We start from the raw sequence: 19,349 nt of genomic DNA, 5'->3' as shown, positions 1-19,349 counted from the left end.
ATGTATTCGAGTAAGCAACAAGAACAATTGGAGGCAGCTGCCTCCTTTGTTTCAAAACAGCTAAAGAATGAACCGACTGGACACGATGAAGCTCATATCAATCGTGTGCGCCAGCTTGCCGTCCATATTGCACAACAGGAGGGCGGGTCGCTTTTTGTCATTGAAATGGCAGCGATTGTCCATGATGTCATTGATGACAAGCTGTCTAGTGAATGGAAGCTTTCACCGCATGATCTCAAGCAGCAGCTCCTTTTGTGGGAAGTGGACACGCAAGATATTTGCTATATCATGGATATCATTACAACGATGTCTTTTCGTCACCGGCATATGCAGCATAAGCCAGTGACATTAGAAGGGGCCATTGTTCAAGATGCAGATCGGCTAGATGCGATAGGTGCAACTGGGATTGCAAGGGTGTTTACATATGCAGGTGCAAAAGGGGAGCCTCACTATACAGAGGGTGCTCACCAAGGCACAGTACTTTTGCATATGCAAGAAAAGCTGCTTCAATTAAAAGACTTGATGAACACACGTGCTGGAAAGCAGCTGGCTCATGAGCGGCATGAGTTTATGTGTCTATTTATTAAGACATGGAAAGAAGAATGCGGCCTTACAGATGAGTAGGGTCTTTATGTGTGTAAGGAGGATGTATAGATGAAAATAACTGCCATAGAACCAACGCCAAGCCCGAATACAATGAAAGTCATTTTGACAGAAGCGCTTGCAGGCGGTAAAAGCAATAACTACAAAAAAGATCAAAAAGACGAAGCGCCAGAGATGATCAAGCGCATTTTAACCATTGAAGGTGTAAAAGGTGTTTACCATGTAGCCGATTTCTTAGCGGTTGAGCGCAATGCGAAATTTGACTGGCAAGGTATTTTACAGCAAGTCAGAGAAGCCTTTGGACAAGAAACAGAAGGTCTTCAGGGAGAATCGCAGTCAGGTGATGACACATTTGGAGAAGTCAAAGTGTTTGTTCAAATGTTTAATGGGATTCCGATGCAGGTGAAGCTGACAGACGGTGAAAGAGAAGAACGATTTGGAATGCCTGAACGTTTCCAGGCAGCGATTTTAAAGCTAAGAAGCAGTTCAGATAATGTTGTATTTGAACGTGTGTGGAAAGAACATGGCGTACGTTTTGGAGAATTTGCTGATATCGGTCAAGAAGTCACAGAAGAGCTGCAAGCTGCATATGACGACGAGCGTTTATCCCGTTTAACAGAGGCAGTGAAGGAAGGTCAAGAGGCTGTAGATAAACAAGTGAACCGAAAAGCATATGATGTGACAGAAGAGATGCTGCGTGATGAAGATTGGAAGAAACGTTTTGCTCATTTAGAGCAAATGCAGCCAGAGAAAAAAGATATACCTGTTTTAATGAAAGCGATGGAGGACCCAAAAACATCGATTCGCAGACAAGCTGTTGTGAATGCTGGCATGATTGAAGATCCAGACATTTTGCCTATTTTGTATAAAGGGCTTGAAGATAAAACAGTGACGGTTAGAAGAACTGCTGGAGATTGTATTTCAGATCTTGGTGATCCTAGTGCGATTGAAGCGATGATCCAAGCCTTAAAGGACCCAAGTAAGCTTGTCCGCTGGCGTGCGGCCATGTTCCTTTATGAAGAAGGTGACGAAACAGCACTAGAAGCTTTAAAAGAAGCGGAGCAGGACCCTGAATTTGAAGTCAGTCTTCAAGTGAAAATGGCCATCGAACGAATTGAGCACGGAGAAGAAGCAAAAGGCTCTGTGTGGAAGCAAATGACAGAAAGTAGAAAAAATGCATCAGAATCATAAGAAAGACGAGCAGGCTGCCAATAAAAGGCAGCTTGTTTTCTGAAAATGGCTTTTTTATTGGCAGAAAAATTTTTTTAGAAAAATTATTTTGAATATTGTTGAAATATGAGAAAAAACTCTATATAGTAGTACCAATATAGAATATTGGAGGTCAGATTTTATGACACAATCCTTGCTGAGCACTTGCTTCAGCAGAGAAATCAGTCACTATCTATTATAGGTGGCTAAATAAACAGAAAATTTGTAAAATAAAATGAACTCAAAATCATACAGTCAACAAGACTAGTAGTATAGGAGGCTTTTTAAACAGATGGCAGAACTTCGCAGTAATATGATTAAACAAGGAATTGACAGAGCACCTCACCGAAGCTTACTAAGAGCAGCTGGGGTAAAAGATGAGGATTTTGGCAAGCCGTTTATTGCCGTATGTAATTCCTATATTGATATTGTCCCAGGGCATGTCCATCTTCAGGAATTCGGAAAAATTGTGAAAGAAGCCATTCGTGAAGCTGGCGGTGTTCCATTTGAATTCAATACAATCGGGGTAGATGATGGTATTGCGATGGGGCATATTGGGATGAGATATTCATTGCCAAGCCGTGAAATCATTGCTGATTCAGTAGAGACCGTGGTGTCTGCACACTGGTTTGATGGCATGGTTTGTATTCCTAACTGTGATAAAATCACGCCAGGTATGATGATGGCTGCCATGCGTGTGAATATCCCAACTGTATTTGTCAGTGGTGGACCGATGGAAGCTGGGAGAACAAGTGATGGCAGAAAAATTTCTCTTTCTTCTGTCTTTGAAGGCGTAGGCGCATACCAATCAGGGAAAATTAATGAAGAGGAATTAAATGAATTAGAGCAATTTGGCTGTCCAACATGCGGATCTTGCTCTGGTATGTTTACAGCCAACTCAATGAACTGTCTAGCAGAGGCGCTTGGGATTGCTCTTCCTGGAAATGGAACCATTCTGGCGACTTCACCAGAACGAAGAGAATTTGCGAAGAAGTCAGCAAAACAATTGATGGAGCTAATCAAAAAAGACATTAAACCACGTGATATTGTCACGGAAAAAGCGATTGATAACGCATTTGCTTTAGATATGGCACTTGGTGGTTCAACCAATACAGTTCTTCATACATTGGCGATTGCAAATGAAGCAGGCGTTGAATACTCACTTGAGCGTATCAATGAAGTCGCAGAACGAGTGCCGCATTTATCGAAACTTGCTCCAGCTTCAGATGTATATATTGAAGATTTACATGAAGCTGGCGGAGTGACTGCTGCACTAAATGAATTGTCCAAAAAAGAGGGGGCTCTTCATTTAGATACCATGACCGTCACAGCGAAAACGTTAGGCGAGAACATTGCAGGTCATGAGGTAAAAGATTATAACGTCATTTATCCAATTGACAAGCCATTTACTGAAAAGGGCGGCTTAGCCGTTTTATTTGGAAACCTTGCGCCAGATGGAGCAATCATTAAAACAGGCGGTGTACAAGACGGCATCACACGTCATGAAGGACCTGCGATCGTATTTGAATCCCAAGAAGAAGCACTTGAAGGAATCATTAATCGAAAAGTAGAAGCAGGACATGTTGTCATTATTCGTTATGAAGGACCTAAAGGCGGTCCAGGTATGCCTGAAATGCTTGCACCAACTTCACAAATTGTTGGAATGGGACTTGGTCCAAAGGTTGCTTTAATTACAGACGGACGATTCTCCGGTGCTTCTCGCGGATTGTCTATTGGACACGTTTCTCCAGAGGCAGCAGAAGGCGGCCCGCTTGCCTTTGTTGAAAATGGTGATCATGTCGTTGTTGATATCGAAAAACGCATTTTAAGCGTAGATGTCCCGGAAGAAGAATGGGAAAAAAGAAAAGCAAACTGGAAAGGCTTTGAGCCAAAAGTAAAAACAGGTTACCTTGCCAGATACTCAAAACTTGTGACATCAGCCAATACAGGCGGAATCATGAAAATTTAATGTGAAATTGATCATTTGAAAATTGGCTCTCTCTATAGTATCCTTTATTCACAACATAAGGATTATAGAGGGGGCTTTTTTATGTCAATGGCATATGAAGAATATATGCGTCAGCTCGTCGTACCAATGCGCCAAGAACTGACAAGTGCAGGGTTTCAAGAATTGACGACTGAAGAAGAAGTAGAAAAAACGATGCAGGAAGCAGAAGGAACAACATTTGTTGTCGTCAATTCCGTATGCGGATGTGCTGCCGGTTTAGCACGCCCTGCTGCTACTCAAGCTGTCATGAAAGCAGAAAAAGCACCAGATCGAATGGTGACGGTCTTTGCTGGTCAGGACCGGGAAGCAACGGCTAAAATGAGAGAATACTTCACAGGTGAGGAGCCATCTTCTCCATCTATGGCACTTTTAAAAGGAAATGAACTCGTTCATTTTATTCCGCGTGACGAAATTGAAGGTCATGAAATGGAAGATATTATGAAGAACGTCTTATCTGCATTTGAAAAACATTGCTAATACAAATATTGAAATGTCCTGTGATCCAATCAGGGCATTTTTTCTTGATTATGATGGAGGAACGACATGCTCATTACAACAAGCTTTAGAGCAAATGAACAAACAATTGAAACGGCAAAGGCCCTCGCAAAGGACTTACATGGTGAGTATATCGAGCGGCGTAAACAATCTGTCAAACAGCTTGCGATCAAGCGGGGGGATGTACTCGTTGTTGGGAAAGAACGATTTGAATGGTATCAGCCAAATGGTGAAAAGTTCTTTTTCCATCCAAGCTCAGCGATGTTTAGGGTGAAGCGGGTCCTTCGTGGTGAAAAAGATCCATTAATAGAAGCAGCACAATTAAAGTCGGGCGATTCCTTTTTAGATTGTACGCTTGGCTTAGGATCTGATGCGATTACCGCAAGCTGCGCTACAGGAGCCAATGGAAAAGTGTCCGGTATTGAAAAAAATCCAATGACGGCATTGCTTGTTCGAGAAGGACTCAGCACATGGGAAACAGGTGTGAGAGAGGCAGACGAAGCGATGAAACGGATATCTGTCATCAGCGGGGATAGTATTGAGCAGTTAAAGAAGCTCCCTGATCGATCCTATGATATCGTCTATTTCGACCCAATGTTTGAAGAAACCATACAAGAGTCTGCTAGTATGATGCCGCTTCGTCATGCAGCTGAGCATCATTTTGACCATGAAACCGCTGTGAAAGAAGCAATGAGAGTGGCTAGAAAAAGAGTGGTTTTAAAAGATCATTGGAAAAGCACACGATTTACCACTGATTCCTATCAATTTCAGGTGATGAAACGTAAAACCGCCCAATTCCATTACGGATATATCTCAATAGAAGAAGACAAATCAACAAAACTTTAATCACTCTTAACAATTAAAAAAGCCCTATTTCAGGGCTTTTAATCGGTGATCTCCATATAGACAAAATAAAATAACGTCAGCAAGGAAGCTGTGATGAAAAACCCTTCAAGCATATCCATTCCTCCCAAATTTTAGTCGTCGTTACTGTCATTGTAAACGTTTTATCATGAAAAAGAAAGTCTCAACTCAATGACCAAATTGAATGACTGAAAATTCATTATATGCTAGAATAGCAGTATGATAACTTATGGAAGGAATTAGATATCATGAAAATGTGGATGAGAAAAACGCTTGTTGCACTCTTTACGATTGCGACTTTTGGTTTAATCTCTCCTCCATCGGCTTTGATGACAGACAAGCCATCTGAACTTTCTTCATCTGATAAAGCACCTTATACAGCAGTTTATGATACATCAGATGATACGCGCAGCTGGGAATTATCGCAAGAAGACAACAAAGAGCGGGTAGACCCCTTTGAGCAATATAAGCAAGAGGTTCTATCAAGTGCAGAAAACCAATCCTTTCTCAAATTTGGTCGTAAAATCACACCTGTCATTGAGGACGAGTATAGAGAAGAGATTCAACCAAAAATTGAACAAGTGTTAACCGACTTTTTAACAAATTTCAAAGATGACGAAAAATTTCAAGATGTTGTTTTAACTGATCAACCTTCAAGCGGAAATGGGGAAAAAATCTTCCACATTTATAATAGAAAGACTGGAGAAGATTTGCTTCGTTTTCATGTCAGGAGAGATCAGCCGCCTCACAGCGGATATTGGTTTAATTTTCACTACCATACAGCAGAAGATGGATTCCAGACGCATCATGAACTCGGTAATATTTACTGGGATAAAAACACCCCGCCGAGCTGGATGAGCCACTAGAAGGAGATGTCATGCCAATTGAAAAAGTATACAATGAACGAAATGGTTCGCATTACAAAACAGATGTTAAACGAGCGTGGAGTGAAAATAGAAGATATTGCACACATTGTGCTGAAACTCCAAGAGAAATACAACCCAAATCTTCCACTTAGTGTCTGCATTGAAAATGTTGAAAAAGTGCTGAATAAAAGGGAAATTGTCCACGCAGTTTTGACAGGACTTGCGCTTGATCAGCTGGCAGAAAAAAAGCTTTTGCCAGAACCTTTGCAGCATTTAGTTGAAACAGATGAACCGCTATATGGAATTGATGAGATTATTCCGCTTTCCATTGTCAATGTATATGGATCAATCGGTTTGACCAACTTCGGTTACCTAGACAAAGAGAAATTTGGTATTATTAGAGAATTAGATGAAGGTCGTCCTGGTGAAGTACACACCTTCCTTGATGACCTTGTCGCTGCGCTTGCCGCCGCAGCAGCAAGTCGCATAGCTCACTCTCACCAAGATATTAAGGACGAAGAGCAGGATCGAGTGAATCAAGCATAAAAAGAAAAACATGTCTGCTCATCTTGCAGACATGTTTTTTTGGTTTCAACAAAAGCAGAAATAAGGTAAACTACAACAAGAACATAAATAAAGGATGAAAAAAATGAAACAATACAAAGAGTTATGCCGTCATGTATTACAGCACGGGGATGAAAAAGGTGACAGAACAGGAACAGGCACTATCAGCACGTTCGGTTACCAAATGAGATTTGATTTACAGGAAGGGTTTCCTTTATTAACAACAAAGAAATTACACCTGAAATCAATCATTCATGAGTTACTGTGGTTTTTAAAAGGTGATACAAATGTCAAATATCTTCAAGAAAATGGTGTCCGTATTTGGAATGAATGGGCAGATGAAAATGGAGAGCTAGGGCGTGTGTATGGTGCGCAGTGGAGATCATGGGCGAGCGGAGACGGAGAGACAGTAGATCAGATCAGCAGACTGATCCATGATATTGAGAATCATCCTAATTCGAGAAGATTGATTGTCAGTGCGTGGAATCCAGGAGAGATTGATCAGATGGCGCTGCCTCCTTGTCATTGCTTGTTTCAATTTTACGTATCAAACGGTAAATTATCGTGCCAGCTCTATCAACGTTCGGCAGATATCTTTTTAGGTGTGCCTTTTAATATTGCTTCGTATGCACTACTAACGATGATGATTGCCAAAGTGACATACCTTGAGCCAGGAGAGTTTATTCATACGCTAGGAGATGCTCATATTTATCAAAATCATCTTCCGCAGGTCAAAATGCAGTTAGAGCGTGAGGAGCGCACACTTCCGCAGCTTCGCATCACTAGAGATGTCAAAAGTATTTTTGATTTTACGTTTGATGATTTTGTGCTTGAGAACTATGATCCACATCCGCATATTAAAGGAGAAGTCAGTGTATGATTTCCATGATAGTGGCGACAGGAAAAGACAGAGTCATTGGCAAAGATAATCAAATGCCTTGGCATTTACCCGCTGATTTAGCGTATTTTAAAAAAGTCACAAGTGGCCATACCATTGTCATGGGCAGAAAAACGTTTGAATCAATTGGACGAGCACTGCCTAACCGCCGGAATATCGTGTTGACCACAAGTTCTTCTTTTCAAGCTGAAGGATGCGAGGTAGTTCATTCAATCGATGATATTTTAACCATTGCGAAGACCGAGGAAGAATTATTGATCATTGGCGGGTCTAAGCTGTATGAGGAAATGATGCCATACGCAGATCGTCTATATATCACGCACATTCATCATTCATTTGAAGGCGACCGTTTCTTCCCTTATTACGATGAAGATCATTGGACGGTTGTATCACGTGAAAAAGGCCATCGTGACGAAAAGAACCCCTACAATTATGAATTTGTCGTCTATGACAGAAAAGAAGGATAAGTGAGTAGGAGGAGTACGGTTGTTTCGTTATTGGTTTTTAACGATTTATGTTGTTGTATCCTTTTTTAAAAGTATAAGGCATTTGTATGATCATGAATTAACGGATCCACGCATTTCCTATACGAAACGAATGCATCTCATCCATGAGCATGCAAAAAGGTTTGCCAGAGGGTGTATTGATCAATCAGGATCGGTCATGACCATTCATCAGCAAAAAAAGCTGCCAGATGGCCCTGTTATTTATGTCACAGAAGCACATCATCCAGTGACGACGACATTGCTGATTGGTCACTTAGAGAAGCCATTTGCTTTTATGGCAAAACCGCATCTGTTTCGCTATCCCATCTTAAAACAATGGTTGAAGAAGATGGCGGTGATCAAGCAGAATCAATCTGATGAGGCGTTATTAGAAGAAGCAAGAGAAAGAGTTCTATCTGGCCAGAGTCTGTTGCTTTCTGAACAGTATCGTGTCATGGCAGAAACGCTTGCTGAAGAATGTAACTGCTCACTTGTTCCGGTTGAAACAAGCGGCACAGACCGTCTTTTAACAGGGAAGATCGTCAAAAGACTTCGTCCAGTTAATGTCGATATCCATATAAAAGCACCGGTCAAGATGAGTGATTACGCACAAAAGCGCGCATAGAAAAAACCAGCATCCGAATGTGGATGCTGGTTTTTTAATCATGCTGGGATGTTGACGCAATAAAATAGAATGCAGAAGAACATGGATGCACTTCCACCGAGAACAAAGCTGTGCCAAATCGCATGATGATAGGGAATTTTCCGCCAAATATAAAAGATCGTTCCGACTGAATACAAAATACCGCCTAATAGTAAGAGGCTGAATCCAGCTCCTGTTAATTGAATGTACAGAGGTTTAATTGCGATGATAATCATCCAGCCCATTAATAAATAAACAAGGGTGGATACAATGATAAACCGTTTGACGAAAAAGATCTTAAAGACGATACCGCCTGCAGCGAGAGCCCATACGATTGCAAGAAGAGTATAGCCAAGTGCGCCTTTTAATGGGCCAAGCAAAAATGGCGTATATGTACCAGCAATCAATACATAAATCGCAGAGTGGTCAAGGATTTCAAATACATCTTTTGTTTTTTTGTGCCGAATGCTATGAAGCAAAGTAGAGCTTAAATAAAGCAGTAGCATCGACGCGCCAAATATCGAGAAGCTAATAATGTCAGTGACAGTGCCGTATTGAACAGCGAATAAAACGAGAAAAACAATGGCGGGAATGGATAAAATGACGCCAATGCCATGTGTAATCGCGTTGGCAATTTCTTCTTTTACAGTAAACAATGGATGTCCTCCTTTATTGAACCGGTATATAACCATCAAGCGACTTCAGAAATGAGAGACCTTCAAGTGTAATCTTCGTTCCAGCTCTGCCTTTCCCTTTCGTCACATAAGCTTTTTTCTCAAGATCATCTAATCGACTCCTGACTTGCTGAGGGGTCAGCGGGATGTCGCCTTGTTTGCTTAACTCAGACAAGATACGTCTGCTGGCTGCTTCTCCTTTTTCATTTAGAGACTTAATGGCTTCGAGTAAGAAAACAAATTCTTGTTTCTCCATAAGCGTGAGCTGGTGTTCTTCTTTTTTTCCTTTACCAGCTGTTTGTTGAGGTAATAATACAAAAGGTGGCAAGTGATGCAAGAAAACTGTTTGCCCTTCGAGAATCGCTGCTGCATAATGAACGATATTTTTGAGCTCCTGGACATTCCCTTCAAACGAATATTGCTGTAAGACTTCCCACACACTTGAGTCGATGTCAGGCGTCATGTTCAGTTCTTGAAAGAAAGCAGCGGTTAAAATAGGAATATCTGTTTTTCGATCTTCTAAGGGCGGGAGAGGGATATGAAGCACATTGAGCCGATAAAACAGCTCAGGTAAAAAACTGGATGAAACGCTCATCGCCTCTAATGATAAAGACGAAGAAGCAATGATTTTTGTTGCAGGAGAATCTTCGAGAAAACGAATGACCTGATGCTGCATAGGAATACTGAATGCGCTGACTTCGTCTAAATAAAGCACATGATTTGCCGCATGAGTAAATGCTTCCTGCAAAGTCGCTTCATCTACAATGGGGCAGTAGATATGTTTCATCGAAGCCTGCGCAGCAAATGAATGGGCCATTTCTTTTGCAAAGCGTGATTTGCCTGTTCCAATTTCACCTGTGATCAACACAGGCTGATCGTTTTTCGTGAATTGTTTTGCCAAATGAATGGCGTGTTTTATATCTTGGTGTTCTCCATATATATTAGCAAACGGATGTGTGGTCATCGAGCGATTCCTTTCTTTTGGTTCTAATTGGTTTTATTATAACACCCAATTAGAACAAATGTATAGAAAAACGAAAAAGTTCATGAAATTTATCTCCGATCCATGATCTATTGGTTTATTTTTTGAATATTCATGTTATAATGACAAATTAAATAAGGTTAAAGAGAAAGGATCTTGTACATGAAACCGTTGCTCAAAGAAAACACGCTAATTCAAGTGAAAGACATCTTAAAAGCCCATCAAAATTTGAAGGATGTAGTGATTCATACTCCACTTCAAAAAAATGAGCGACTTTCTGAACGATATGAATGTAATGTCTACTTAAAAAGAGAGGACCTGCAGGTTGTTCGTTCTTTTAAATTAAGAGGCGCTTTTAATAAAATGAGCCAGTTGCCAAAAGAAAAACTAGAAAACGGCATTGTTTGTGCCAGTGCAGGAAATCACGCACAAGGCGTTGCCTATTCTTGCAAATATTTAGGTATCCACGGAAAAATTTTTATGCCTGCTACCACACCAAGGCAAAAAGTATCTCAAGTGGAGCTTTTCGGAAAAGAATATGTTGACATTATCTTAACCGGAGATACCTTTGATGATTCGTATCATGAAGCAGTCAAATGCGGAGATAAGGAAAAGCGGGAATTTATTCATCCATTTGATGATTTAGATGTCATGGCAGGACAAGGAACAACTGCTGTAGAAATATTAAATGATATCGAAGTGGAGCCTCACTTTTTATTTGCAAGTGTTGGGGGCGGAGGTTTGTTATCTGGCGTTGGCACGTATATGAAAAATATCGCACCAGAAACAGAAATTATTGCAGTCGAGCCGCTTGGTGCCGCCTCACTTCATGCTTCCCACGAGAAAGGGGAGGTTGTCACACTTGATTCAATAGATAAGTTTGTAGATGGAGCAGCGGTTCAGCGGATTGGCGAAAAGACGTTTACATCGCTTCAGTCTGTTGTCGATAAGATTAGTCTTGTACCAGAAGGAAAAGTATGTACAACCATTTTAGAGCTGTATAATCAATGTGCCATTGTAGCTGAGCCAGCGGGTGCGTTACCGATCGCGGCTTTAGATGCACATCGTGAGGAGATTAAAGGGAAAAATGTCGTTTGTATTGTCAGCGGAGGCAATAATGACATTGGCCGAATGCAAGAAATCAAGGAACGCTCCATGATTTATGAAGGACTCCAGCATTATTTCATCGTTAATTTTCCGCAAAGAGCAGGTGCTCTCAGGGAATTTTTGGATGAAGTGTTAGGGCCAAATGATGATATCTCACGCTTTGAATATACGAAAAAGAATAACCGAAGCAAAGGACCTGCGCTTGTTGGGATCGAATTGAAAGAAAGAGATGACTATGCAGCGCTGATTGACCGAATGAATAAAAAAGGCTTCCACTATGTTGAAGTGAATAAAGATCAAGATTTATTCCACCTATTTATTTAGGCTTAACAGATAATTGGAAAAGAGGATTGATCGTTTGTGCTGCTCAAAACAATATGTTTTAGACGGATGGATGGAGCTCAGATCAAGGTAACAGAAGTCCCTGTTTTAAAGGGAGATGAATCCTATGGTTTCATGCTCACCTTTAGACTTGAAGCTTTCTTGAAAAAAGTCTATGTATCTAAGGGAAAGAGGCATGTGTACTCTTTCAGGGAGGATGTGAAACGTAACGTCAAGTGGAGCACATATGAACAGATCTACCAAGAGCCTACACTAAAACACAATGCGTAAATTGGAATCTTTGCCAAAGAGAGTGAGCGGCCATTTTCAAATGGGGGCTACTCATCTTGGCAAGGATTTTTTACATGAAAAGAAGAAAATGTGACAATTTCAAAAACGTTCTGACAGTTGTTTTCAAGTATGCACGAAATAAGGTAATATCATATGTAAAGACTAAGACAGCAAGGATGAGACGATAGTGAAACAAATTAAAATTGTAACAGATTCAACTGTGGACCTTCCGCAAGAAAAAATCAATGATCTTTCCATTCATGTCATTCCGCTCAATATCTCCATTTCTGGGGTTGATTATATTGACCGAGTGAACATACAGCCAGATGAATTTATTGAAAAAATGGAGGCCGCTGAGGAACTGCCGAAAACGTCTCAACCTGCGATCGGTCAATTCGTCGAATTATATGAAAAACTGACGGCAGATGGAAGCGAAGTCATTAGTATCCATTTAACTGGTGGGATGAGTGGTACGGTTCAAACTGCTGAAAGCGCTTCTAAAATGGTAGACGGGAATATCACTGTCATTGATTCGAATTTTATTTCCTATGGTTTAGGGTTTCAAGTCACCAAAGCAGCAGAGCTTGCAAAAAAAGGGGCAAGCCGTGATGACATCCTCAAAGAAATGGACAAAATTCGTCTTAAAACAAAGCTATTTGTCACAATCGATACATTAGAAAATCTCGTGAAAGGTGGACGAATTGGAAGAGGAAAGGCGCTGATCGGTTCACTTCTTCATATTAAACCAATTGCCAGCTTAACAGACGGCATATACACACCAGAAGCGAATGTGAGAAGTTACTCCGCTCTTGTCCGCTATTTGACAAAACAGTATGTACAGGCGGTGAAAGGGAAAACCGTTCAGGCCATTGGGATTGCACATGCAGACGCATTAGAACTTGCAGAAAAGCTTAAAGCAGCACTGCTTGATCACACACCTGATGCACTAGTTGACATCGCTTATACAACACCGATTATTTCCTGTCATACTGGTAAGGGCGCTATAGGCTTTACTTTTTATACCGATTGATTGAAAAGGGGATGTAATGGTCATGTATACAAAAAGGGGAGCCTTATTTGGTGCGCTTACGATTATAAGCGTGCTTCTTTTAGTCTCATGTTCAAATGGACAAATCAAGGATGCATTAAATTATCAAATCCAGCCGTTTGAGTATCAAAACCAGGATGGTCAAAAGGTGTCTCTCGACGATTTAAAGGGGAAAGTCTGGGTGGCAGATTTTATTTTCACAAGCTGTGAAACGATTTGCCCGCCGATGACCGCACATATGACAGAGCTACAAAAACGGTTAAAAGAAGAAAAATTGGATGCGCACATTATTTCATTTAGCGTCGATCCAGAGGTGGATTCACCGAAAAAGCTAAAGGAATTTGCAAAAGCATATCCATTATCCTTTAAAAATTGGGATTTTCTCACTGGTTACTCGCAGTCAGCGATTGAAAAATTTGCAATGAAAAGCTTTAAGACGATTGTGAAAAAACCTGAAGACGAAGACCAAGTGATACACCAATCTCTGTTTTTCCTCGTTGATCAAGAAGGAAAAGTGATGAAAAACTATGATGGTGTTCAAAATACGCCATATGATGAAATCATCAAGGACATCAAAACACTGAATCGAAGCTAGCATAAGGATGTTCAAATGAGCGAAAACATGATACACTTTTTTAATCAGAAAAAGGAGGGACATCATCGTTTGAAGGCTCGTTTGATTTTGATTGTGATGTCTCTAGCTTTTGTTCTTTCTGCATGTTCCGCACAAGAGGCTGGCATAAAGGATAAACTAGAAGACACACAAAACGTAAAAGAACATATTACGATCGCAGCGGTTGGAGATTCCTTAACAGAAGGAATCGGAGATCAAAATAAAAAAGGGTATGCCGGCATCACCCGTGACAAGATAGAAGCGGTGGACGGTGTACAGTCTGTTACATTAAAAAACTATGCCATTAAAGGCAGTAGAACGGTAGATTTATTAAAAAGATTAAAAGAAAAAAAAGTGCAGGATGGACTGAAAGACGCTGATTATATTTTCTTTACGATCGGCGGAAATGACTTAATGCATGTCGTCCGTCAAAATGTGCTCAACTTGACATTTGCTCCTTTTCAAAAAGAGCAAGGTCCTTTTGAAGAGCGTTTTAAGACCATTCTTGCTCAATTAAGAGAGCATAATGACCATGCAAAGATCATGTATGTCAGTATGTACAATCCTTTTAAGTTCAGCTTGTCTGAGCTGAGAGATATTGATGAGGTCGTCAAAGACTGGAATGCTGCTGCCGAAAAAGAACTAAAAAAAGACGGCAATGCTGATATGATCGATGTAGCAGATTTATTTGAAGATGATCAAGATGAAAAATTACTGGCAGATGATGATTTCCACCCAAACCAAAAGGGGTACTCTCTTATGGCAAATCGTTTATTCTCAGAAGTGAAAAAAGAAGGACTGCCGAAGGAATAGGGTGAAAAGATGAAAAAATGGAAGAGTTTATTTTTTATTTTACTGTCAATTAATCTATTAATTGTTCTTGTATGCGGTATTTTTATGCTGCTGCCGAGCGATCAATCCGCTTCGAAAAAAGAAGTGAACAGCGAGTATGCTTTTAACATTTCTAGTTCAAAAGAATCGCTCACCAGCTTTGTCAATGATTATTTGAAAAACCAAGGATCAAGCGATATGCCCGACTTTCATGTTGCGATTGACCAAGATGTGAAAGTAACAGGTGCAATCAAAGCTTTTTCTTCAACGATTAATGCAAATGTATCATTTACACCAACTGTTGAAGATAACGGGGATGTTCTGCTGAAAGTAGATGACTTTTCAATTGGACAATTAAGCATCCCAATCAGTTTTGTTTTAAGTTACATGGGTCAATTCTATGAACTGCCTGATTTCGTTCATGTGAAACCAGACCAAAAAACGGTGGAAGTGCGCCTTTCAGAAATGCCGCTGACGAATGATATGTATGTCAAAGCGAATAAAATTGATCTTGAGAATGATGAAATTGAATTCTCATATTATCACCCAAAGCAATAGAACGTGTAAGTCAGGAGTGAAACGATGAAGCGAGTCTATCAATATTTTAGTTTACTGTCGCTTTTATTTGCTGCATACTTTGGCATGACAGCTGCCTCTCATTTAAAAGCAGAAAATATCGACCAGTTTTACTTAAATATCGCCTATTGTGCATTATTTTTAGGTACCATGATTCTTGCTTTTGATTTTCAAAAACAAGAAAAAGCTGAAGATGTCTCGTAAATAGCCTTTTCCATTTGGAAAGGCTGTTTGTCTTCTTTTCAGCGGAATAGAAAACCTTTGTATTCTAGGAAGGACGAGTACTGGCGCAGAGTGAATGTGACATTCGTGAGCACCGGCACGCAGGACTGACACCGAATGCGAGGCTTTGTCTACACGCTGAGAGCCTTTTCCATTTGGAAAGGCTCTTTTTACATTTGGTGAGACAAGACGACTTTTGCCATTAGCTCTGGCTCTCCGTTTGCAAATCCATGAAGTAAAATAAGATAGGCCCGCTTTGTTTGCAGGTGAACTTTCGGAATATCTAGCAGTACACTTTGAGTACCGGCAGCTTTTAATTCAAAGTGATACTTATTCGGAGAGAAGTGGTGGGTTTGGGTGCCGTTCACATATCCGAGCTCCTTTGATAACATGCCTTGATCTCGTTCATATATATCAATGAAAGGGAGGTCTGGTGACAGCTGGATAAACGTGAGTGCTGATAGCTCTTCTTGCTTAATCAGCGAGTCTTGCTTTTCTGTGAGCAGCGCAAAGCCGGTACGAGCTCCTGTGATACATAGCGTGTAAGTCTCGTTTCCATTAATCATCATACGAGAAGAAAGAATTCTTTCTTTTGTAGCCAGCTTGAATACTTCTATCTCATAAACACCCTCATCCCATTCCATATAAGCAGACAGCTGACCGTATGGCAGCTTTTTTTGGATTGGCTGCTGATTTACAAATACAGCAAGCTCACTTAAATCCGGTGCAGCGTGAAATAATCGAATAACAGCTTTGGAAATGGTGTTTCTCAGATGGTATGGGGGAAAGGTAGCTAATGGACGATATAGAAATTGATTCATCTCGTAGAGCTGCTGCACGTCTTTATCCCTTCTTTCTCTGCAATGTGTTTTTTGTAGCGTATGCAAGAAAGGGACGATCTGTATAGGCAAAAGAAACATAGAAAAAAGCCTGACAAAAAGTGTCAGGCTCTCGTATTAAGAAGGAGATGAATATTGATGATATTCAGCCAACTTAATGAACGTTTTTTCATCCTCAATTAATCCGCAAACGCCGCACTGGACTTTGATTTTCGGTCCTTGATAGTTCATGTGAAAAGGAGAAAGCTGATCTCCTTCATATGTTTCGACAATAGCTCCAGTTGCTGGATCAAGTTTCACAGGTTCTGAATGCTGCTCGATGAGATTAAAACGCGTTCTGTTGGTTTTGCAGTTCGGACAAAGATATGGACTTGTCATGGTTCATTCCACCTTTTTATCCGTAGCATATCCTCCACGCTAAAATCTATGCTTAATCTTTTTGACTTTTATCCAGCTTTTTAAATAATTTGATCATCGTTTTCAGTTCTTCATCATCAAATGATTCAAATCGTTCCATGAAGTATTCTGTTTTCTTTTTCTCAAAATGCTCAGTAATTTCCTTACCCTTATCGGTTAAGTGGATTTTGATGATGCGTCGATCCTCTTTTGAACGGATACGAGTGATCCAGCCTTTTTCTACAAGTGTGTCGGTTACAGCTGTAATATGGCTTGCTGATACACCGAGAATTGAGGCGAACTCCGTTACTTTTTTTGCGCCTTGTTCACGCAGCAGATTTAAAATGAGAAATTCATTCCGAGATAATTCGTTTTCAAGCAGGCTGTTAATTTCATAACGTATTTGCTTAAATACGGTTCTCAGTAAAGTATCCATTTCATACATCATTTGTTTTCTTTGTTCCAATCATTAAACCCCCATTATATTTTAAGATACGACAGAATGCTTTCATTTGTTTTTAGGTATACAAGTCGTATCATTTTCATTATTTTTTATCATGTTATAATATGATGATACCATTTTTTAAATGAAGGGGGCACTAATATGTCTGAAAAACAAGAATTAGCCACATTTGCTGGAGGCTGTTTCTGGTGTATGGTTAAACCTTTTGATGAACAGCCAGGCATTATCAAAGTTGAATCAGGGTATACTGGCGGACATACAGTGAATCCAACCTATGAGGAAGTATGTACAAATACGACAGGCCATAGAGAAGCCGTTCAAATTACCTTTGATCCAGACGTTTTTCCGTATGAGAAGCTATTAGAACTATATTGGCAGCAAATAGACCCAACAGATGATGGAGGACAATTTGGTGATAGAGGAGAGTCCTACCGTACAGGGATTTATGTCCACAATGAAAAACAAAGGCAACTTGCAGAAATATCAAAAGAGCAGCTGAGCCAAAGTGGAGTTTTCCAAAAGCCAATCGTGACAGAAATTTTAGAGGCTGGTCCTTTTTATCCTGCTGAGGAATATCATCAGCATTATTATAAAAAGAACAAAATGCACTACGAACGATACCATGTCGGTTCGGGCAGAGCAGGTTTTATTCAATCTCATTGGAGTGATAAATAATGGCTAACGAAAAAGAGCAGCGCATCAAAGAATTAAACCGAATGCAGTACGAAGTGACGCAAAATAATGGAACTGAGCCGCCATTTCAAAATGAATTTTGGGATCATAAGGAAGAGGGCATTTATGTAGATATCATTTCAGGCAAACCATTGTTTTCTTCATTAGATAAATTTGATGCCCATTGCGGCTGGCCAAGTTTTACAAAACCGATTGAAGATCAAGAGGTAGAAGAGAAAGTAGATACGAGCCATGGCATGGTGCGGACAGAAGTTCGCAGTAAGACGGCCGACTCTCACCTTGGTCATGTATTCCCTGACGGCCCAGGGCCAAACGGTCTTCGGTATTGTATTAATTCTGCCGCTTTAAAGTTTATCCCGAAGGATGATCTTGAAAAAGAAGGCTACGGTCATTTGAAACACATCTTTCAATAATTGATTTAAAAATCGTCACATGGAAGTCAGTTGCTTCCATGTGACGATTTTTTTATTTTTTATGGTGTGTATGATGTAATTGTTCAATGATGTGAAACAGCTTCTCTTTTGTAATGAGCGGTGCTTCGTTTGATGTGTAATGGGTCAAATGGACTTTTTGAAAATGAGGGTGAAGATGTGGTCTTGGTAAAATGGCGTAAAATTGTTCATGTTCAAACAGTGCATCTGCCTCGTGAGGGAATGTGAGCTCCTCGTGAAGTTTTTCTCCAGGTCTTTTGCCGACAACGAGAATATCAGGAGAAGGAACATTAATCTGACCGGCATATTCATGAAATGCTTTCAATAGATCAGCCAGCTGTAATGACTCCATCTTGAGAATAAACGTTTCGCCGCCTTTCATCATGATAGCTGCTTCAAGCGTGAGAGATACAGCTTCTTCGATAGACATAAAAAAGCGTGTCATCTTAGGATCAGTTACAGTTAGAGGTTGTTCATTTAACAACTGTTGAAGCATGATGGGGATGACGGAACCCCTTGATCCAAGCACATTGCCAAACCGGACAGAGCAAAACCTCGTTTTCTGATTTGAAATACTTTCATTCGCTTGAAAAAACAATTTTTCTGAAATTAATTTTGTAGCTCCCATGGCATTTGTCGGAGAAACCGCTTTGTCGGTTGAAATGTTGACAACATGACTGACTTCATGTTCAAGTGCTGCTTCGATGACATGCTGTCCGCCGATGATGTTGGTTTGGACAGCTTCAAACGGATTATCTTCGCAGGTGGGTACTTGTTTGAGTGCAGCTGCATGGAAGATGATATCTACTCCTTTGACAAGCTGCCTGACGCGGCTTGCATCCCTCACATCTCCAAGTGCAAATACAACCTCTGGATTTGCCGCATATTCATTTTTCATCATGTATTGTTTACTGTCATCTTTACTGAAGACAATGACCTTTTTAGGAGAGCAGGCTGTTAATTTTTTCACAATCTGCCGGCCAATCGAACCCGTACCGCCTGTGACCAAGATGATTTTGTCACGAAAAAAGGTCTTCAAACTCGTTTCTATTTGTTTGGACATATCTAATCCCCCAACTCTCATTTCTCTACTTTGCATCATATGTGAAAGAGTGGAAGACGTTTGAGGAAAAGAACCACTTCATGCATAAATTAGGTGAACCAATTATAACCATCTGCTTGACGACTTAATAGAATATGTAGAGATAGAAGATTAAGTAGAATAGC

25 protein-coding genes are annotated in these 19,349 nt (G+C 40.4%); 19 read left to right on the top strand and 6 right to left on the bottom strand.

The annotated features are described in order from the left end of the window. From BA79_RS13490 to BA79_RS13445, 10 genes are all read left to right on the top strand, one after another. Positions 1–624 (top strand): HD domain-containing protein, encoded by a 624-nt coding sequence (locus BA79_RS13490; protein WP_035703300.1) that lies wholly within the window; start codon positions 1–3, stop codon positions 622–624. Between the two features lie 30 nt (positions 625–654). Then, positions 655–1,794, top strand: coding sequence for a conserved virulence factor C family protein (locus BA79_RS13485; protein ID WP_025207516.1), 1,140 nt, complete (start codon positions 655–657; stop codon positions 1,792–1,794). Between the two features lie 310 nt (positions 1,795–2,104). Continuing rightward, positions 2,105–3,781: a dihydroxy-acid dehydratase gene (gene ilvD / locus BA79_RS13480; protein ID WP_007500822.1), complete on the top strand. Its 1,677-nt coding sequence runs from the start codon at positions 2,105–2,107 to the stop codon at positions 3,779–3,781. 81 nt (positions 3,782–3,862) lie between these two features. Then, complete coding sequence (locus BA79_RS13475) at positions 3,863–4,297, top strand: BrxA/BrxB family bacilliredoxin (protein ID WP_008346384.1); 435 nt, start codon at positions 3,863–3,865, stop codon at positions 4,295–4,297. Between the two features lie 66 nt (positions 4,298–4,363). Continuing rightward, the gene (locus tag BA79_RS13470; protein ID WP_035703297.1) at positions 4,364–5,161 is read left to right on the top strand and encodes a class I SAM-dependent methyltransferase; all 798 of its coding nucleotides are present in this window, start codon (positions 4,364–4,366) and stop codon (positions 5,159–5,161) included. A 266-nt stretch (positions 5,162–5,427) separates the two neighbouring features. Continuing rightward, positions 5,428–6,045 carry a YpjP family protein gene (locus BA79_RS13465; RefSeq protein ID WP_007500816.1) on the top strand — a complete coding sequence of 206 codons (618 nt, stop codon included), beginning with the start codon at positions 5,428–5,430 and terminating at the stop codon, positions 6,043–6,045. 18 nt (positions 6,046–6,063) lie between these two features. Continuing rightward, positions 6,064–6,591, top strand: coding sequence for a phosphatidylglycerophosphatase A family protein (locus BA79_RS13460; protein WP_008346387.1), 528 nt, complete (start codon positions 6,064–6,066; stop codon positions 6,589–6,591). Positions 6,592–6,694: 103 nt separating this feature from the next. After that, the gene (locus BA79_RS13455; RefSeq protein ID WP_035703295.1) at positions 6,695–7,489 is read left to right on the top strand and encodes a thymidylate synthase; all 795 of its coding nucleotides are present in this window, start codon (positions 6,695–6,697) and stop codon (positions 7,487–7,489) included. Further along, the gene (folA, locus tag BA79_RS13450; protein WP_017359700.1) at positions 7,486–7,974 is read left to right on the top strand and encodes a type 3 dihydrofolate reductase; all 489 of its coding nucleotides are present in this window, start codon (positions 7,486–7,488) and stop codon (positions 7,972–7,974) included. Before BA79_RS13455 ends, folA begins: the two co-directional genes overlap by 4 nt. A 19-nt stretch (positions 7,975–7,993) precedes the next feature. Next, positions 7,994–8,617 (top strand): lysophospholipid acyltransferase family protein, encoded by a 624-nt coding sequence (locus BA79_RS13445; RefSeq protein ID WP_035703293.1) that lies wholly within the window; start codon positions 7,994–7,996, stop codon positions 8,615–8,617. Between the two features lie 38 nt (positions 8,618–8,655). Here the strand turns inward: BA79_RS13445 and trhA are convergent, their stop codons facing one another. Beyond that, a complete protein-coding gene (trhA, locus tag BA79_RS13440) occupies positions 8,656–9,291 on the bottom strand; it encodes a PAQR family membrane homeostasis protein TrhA (protein ID WP_008346394.1) in 636 nt (211 codons plus the stop codon). Between the two features lie 13 nt (positions 9,292–9,304). Then, positions 9,305–10,273: a sigma 54-interacting transcriptional regulator gene (locus tag BA79_RS13435; RefSeq protein WP_035703292.1), complete on the bottom strand. Its 969-nt coding sequence runs from the start codon at positions 10,271–10,273 to the stop codon at positions 9,305–9,307. 180 nt (positions 10,274–10,453) lie between these two features. Here BA79_RS13435 and ilvA point away from each other — a divergent pair, with 180 nt between their 5' ends. From ilvA to ypmT, 7 genes are all read left to right on the top strand, one after another. Beyond that, a complete protein-coding gene (gene ilvA, locus BA79_RS13430) occupies positions 10,454–11,722 on the top strand; it encodes a threonine ammonia-lyase IlvA (RefSeq protein ID WP_008346398.1) in 1,269 nt (422 codons plus the stop codon). A gap of 36 nt (positions 11,723–11,758) precedes the next feature. Next, positions 11,759–12,010, top strand: a complete 252-nt coding sequence (locus BA79_RS13425; protein ID WP_008346400.1) for a YpmP family protein — start codon at positions 11,759–11,761, stop codon at positions 12,008–12,010. Positions 12,011–12,197: 187 nt separating this feature from the next. Further along, positions 12,198–13,040 carry a DegV family protein gene (locus BA79_RS13420; RefSeq protein ID WP_017359697.1) on the top strand — a complete coding sequence of 281 codons (843 nt, stop codon included), beginning with the start codon at positions 12,198–12,200 and terminating at the stop codon, positions 13,038–13,040. Positions 13,041–13,062: 22 nt separating this feature from the next. Then, positions 13,063–13,653: a cytochrome c oxidase assembly protein gene (locus BA79_RS13415; RefSeq protein WP_007500791.1), complete on the top strand. Its 591-nt coding sequence runs from the start codon at positions 13,063–13,065 to the stop codon at positions 13,651–13,653. Positions 13,654–13,722: 69 nt separating this feature from the next. Further along, positions 13,723–14,484, top strand: coding sequence for an SGNH/GDSL hydrolase family protein (locus BA79_RS13410; RefSeq protein ID WP_025207511.1), 762 nt, complete (start codon positions 13,723–13,725; stop codon positions 14,482–14,484). A gap of 9 nt (positions 14,485–14,493) precedes the next feature. Further along, positions 14,494–15,060 carry a YpmS family protein gene (locus BA79_RS13405; protein WP_007500787.1) on the top strand — a complete coding sequence of 189 codons (567 nt, stop codon included), beginning with the start codon at positions 14,494–14,496 and terminating at the stop codon, positions 15,058–15,060. A gap of 24 nt (positions 15,061–15,084) precedes the next feature. Further along, entirely contained in the window at positions 15,085–15,282 is a 198-nt protein-coding gene (ypmT, locus tag BA79_RS13400) for a protein YpmT (RefSeq protein ID WP_008346409.1), read from the top strand. A gap of 188 nt (positions 15,283–15,470) precedes the next feature. Here the strand turns inward: ypmT and BA79_RS13395 are convergent, their stop codons facing one another. From BA79_RS13395 to BA79_RS13385, 3 genes are all read right to left on the bottom strand, one after another. Continuing rightward, positions 15,471–16,139, bottom strand: coding sequence for a DUF4397 domain-containing protein (locus tag BA79_RS13395; protein ID WP_035703291.1), 669 nt, complete (start codon positions 16,137–16,139; stop codon positions 15,471–15,473). Between the two features lie 117 nt (positions 16,140–16,256). Next, positions 16,257–16,517 (bottom strand): hypothetical protein, encoded by a 261-nt coding sequence (locus tag BA79_RS13390; protein WP_008346413.1) that lies wholly within the window; start codon positions 16,515–16,517, stop codon positions 16,257–16,259. A gap of 52 nt (positions 16,518–16,569) precedes the next feature. Continuing rightward, the gene (locus tag BA79_RS13385; RefSeq protein ID WP_007500780.1) at positions 16,570–17,001 is read right to left on the bottom strand and encodes a MarR family transcriptional regulator; all 432 of its coding nucleotides are present in this window, start codon (positions 16,999–17,001) and stop codon (positions 16,570–16,572) included. Between the two features lie 138 nt (positions 17,002–17,139). Between BA79_RS13385 and msrA the strand changes: the two genes are divergently transcribed. Beyond that, positions 17,140–17,673 (top strand): peptide-methionine (S)-S-oxide reductase MsrA, encoded by a 534-nt coding sequence (msrA, locus tag BA79_RS13380; protein WP_035703289.1) that lies wholly within the window; start codon positions 17,140–17,142, stop codon positions 17,671–17,673. Beyond that, complete coding sequence (msrB, locus tag BA79_RS13375; protein ID WP_007500777.1) at positions 17,673–18,104, top strand: peptide-methionine (R)-S-oxide reductase MsrB; 432 nt, start codon at positions 17,673–17,675, stop codon at positions 18,102–18,104. The genes msrA and msrB overlap by 1 nt, the downstream gene beginning before the upstream one ends. 52 nt (positions 18,105–18,156) lie before the next feature. Here the strand turns inward: msrB and BA79_RS13370 are convergent, their stop codons facing one another. Further along, complete coding sequence (locus BA79_RS13370) at positions 18,157–19,185, bottom strand: SDR family NAD(P)-dependent oxidoreductase (RefSeq protein ID WP_035703287.1); 1,029 nt, start codon at positions 19,183–19,185, stop codon at positions 18,157–18,159. Positions 19,186–19,349: the final 164 nt, after the last annotated feature.

Source organism: Bacillus altitudinis 41KF2b (genome assembly GCF_000691145.1).
Classification (GTDB): domain Bacteria; phylum Bacillota; class Bacilli; order Bacillales; family Bacillaceae; genus Bacillus; species Bacillus altitudinis.
The sequence above is the reverse complement of the archived record's forward strand: the minus strand, read 5'-3'. Positions and strand labels throughout refer to the sequence as shown.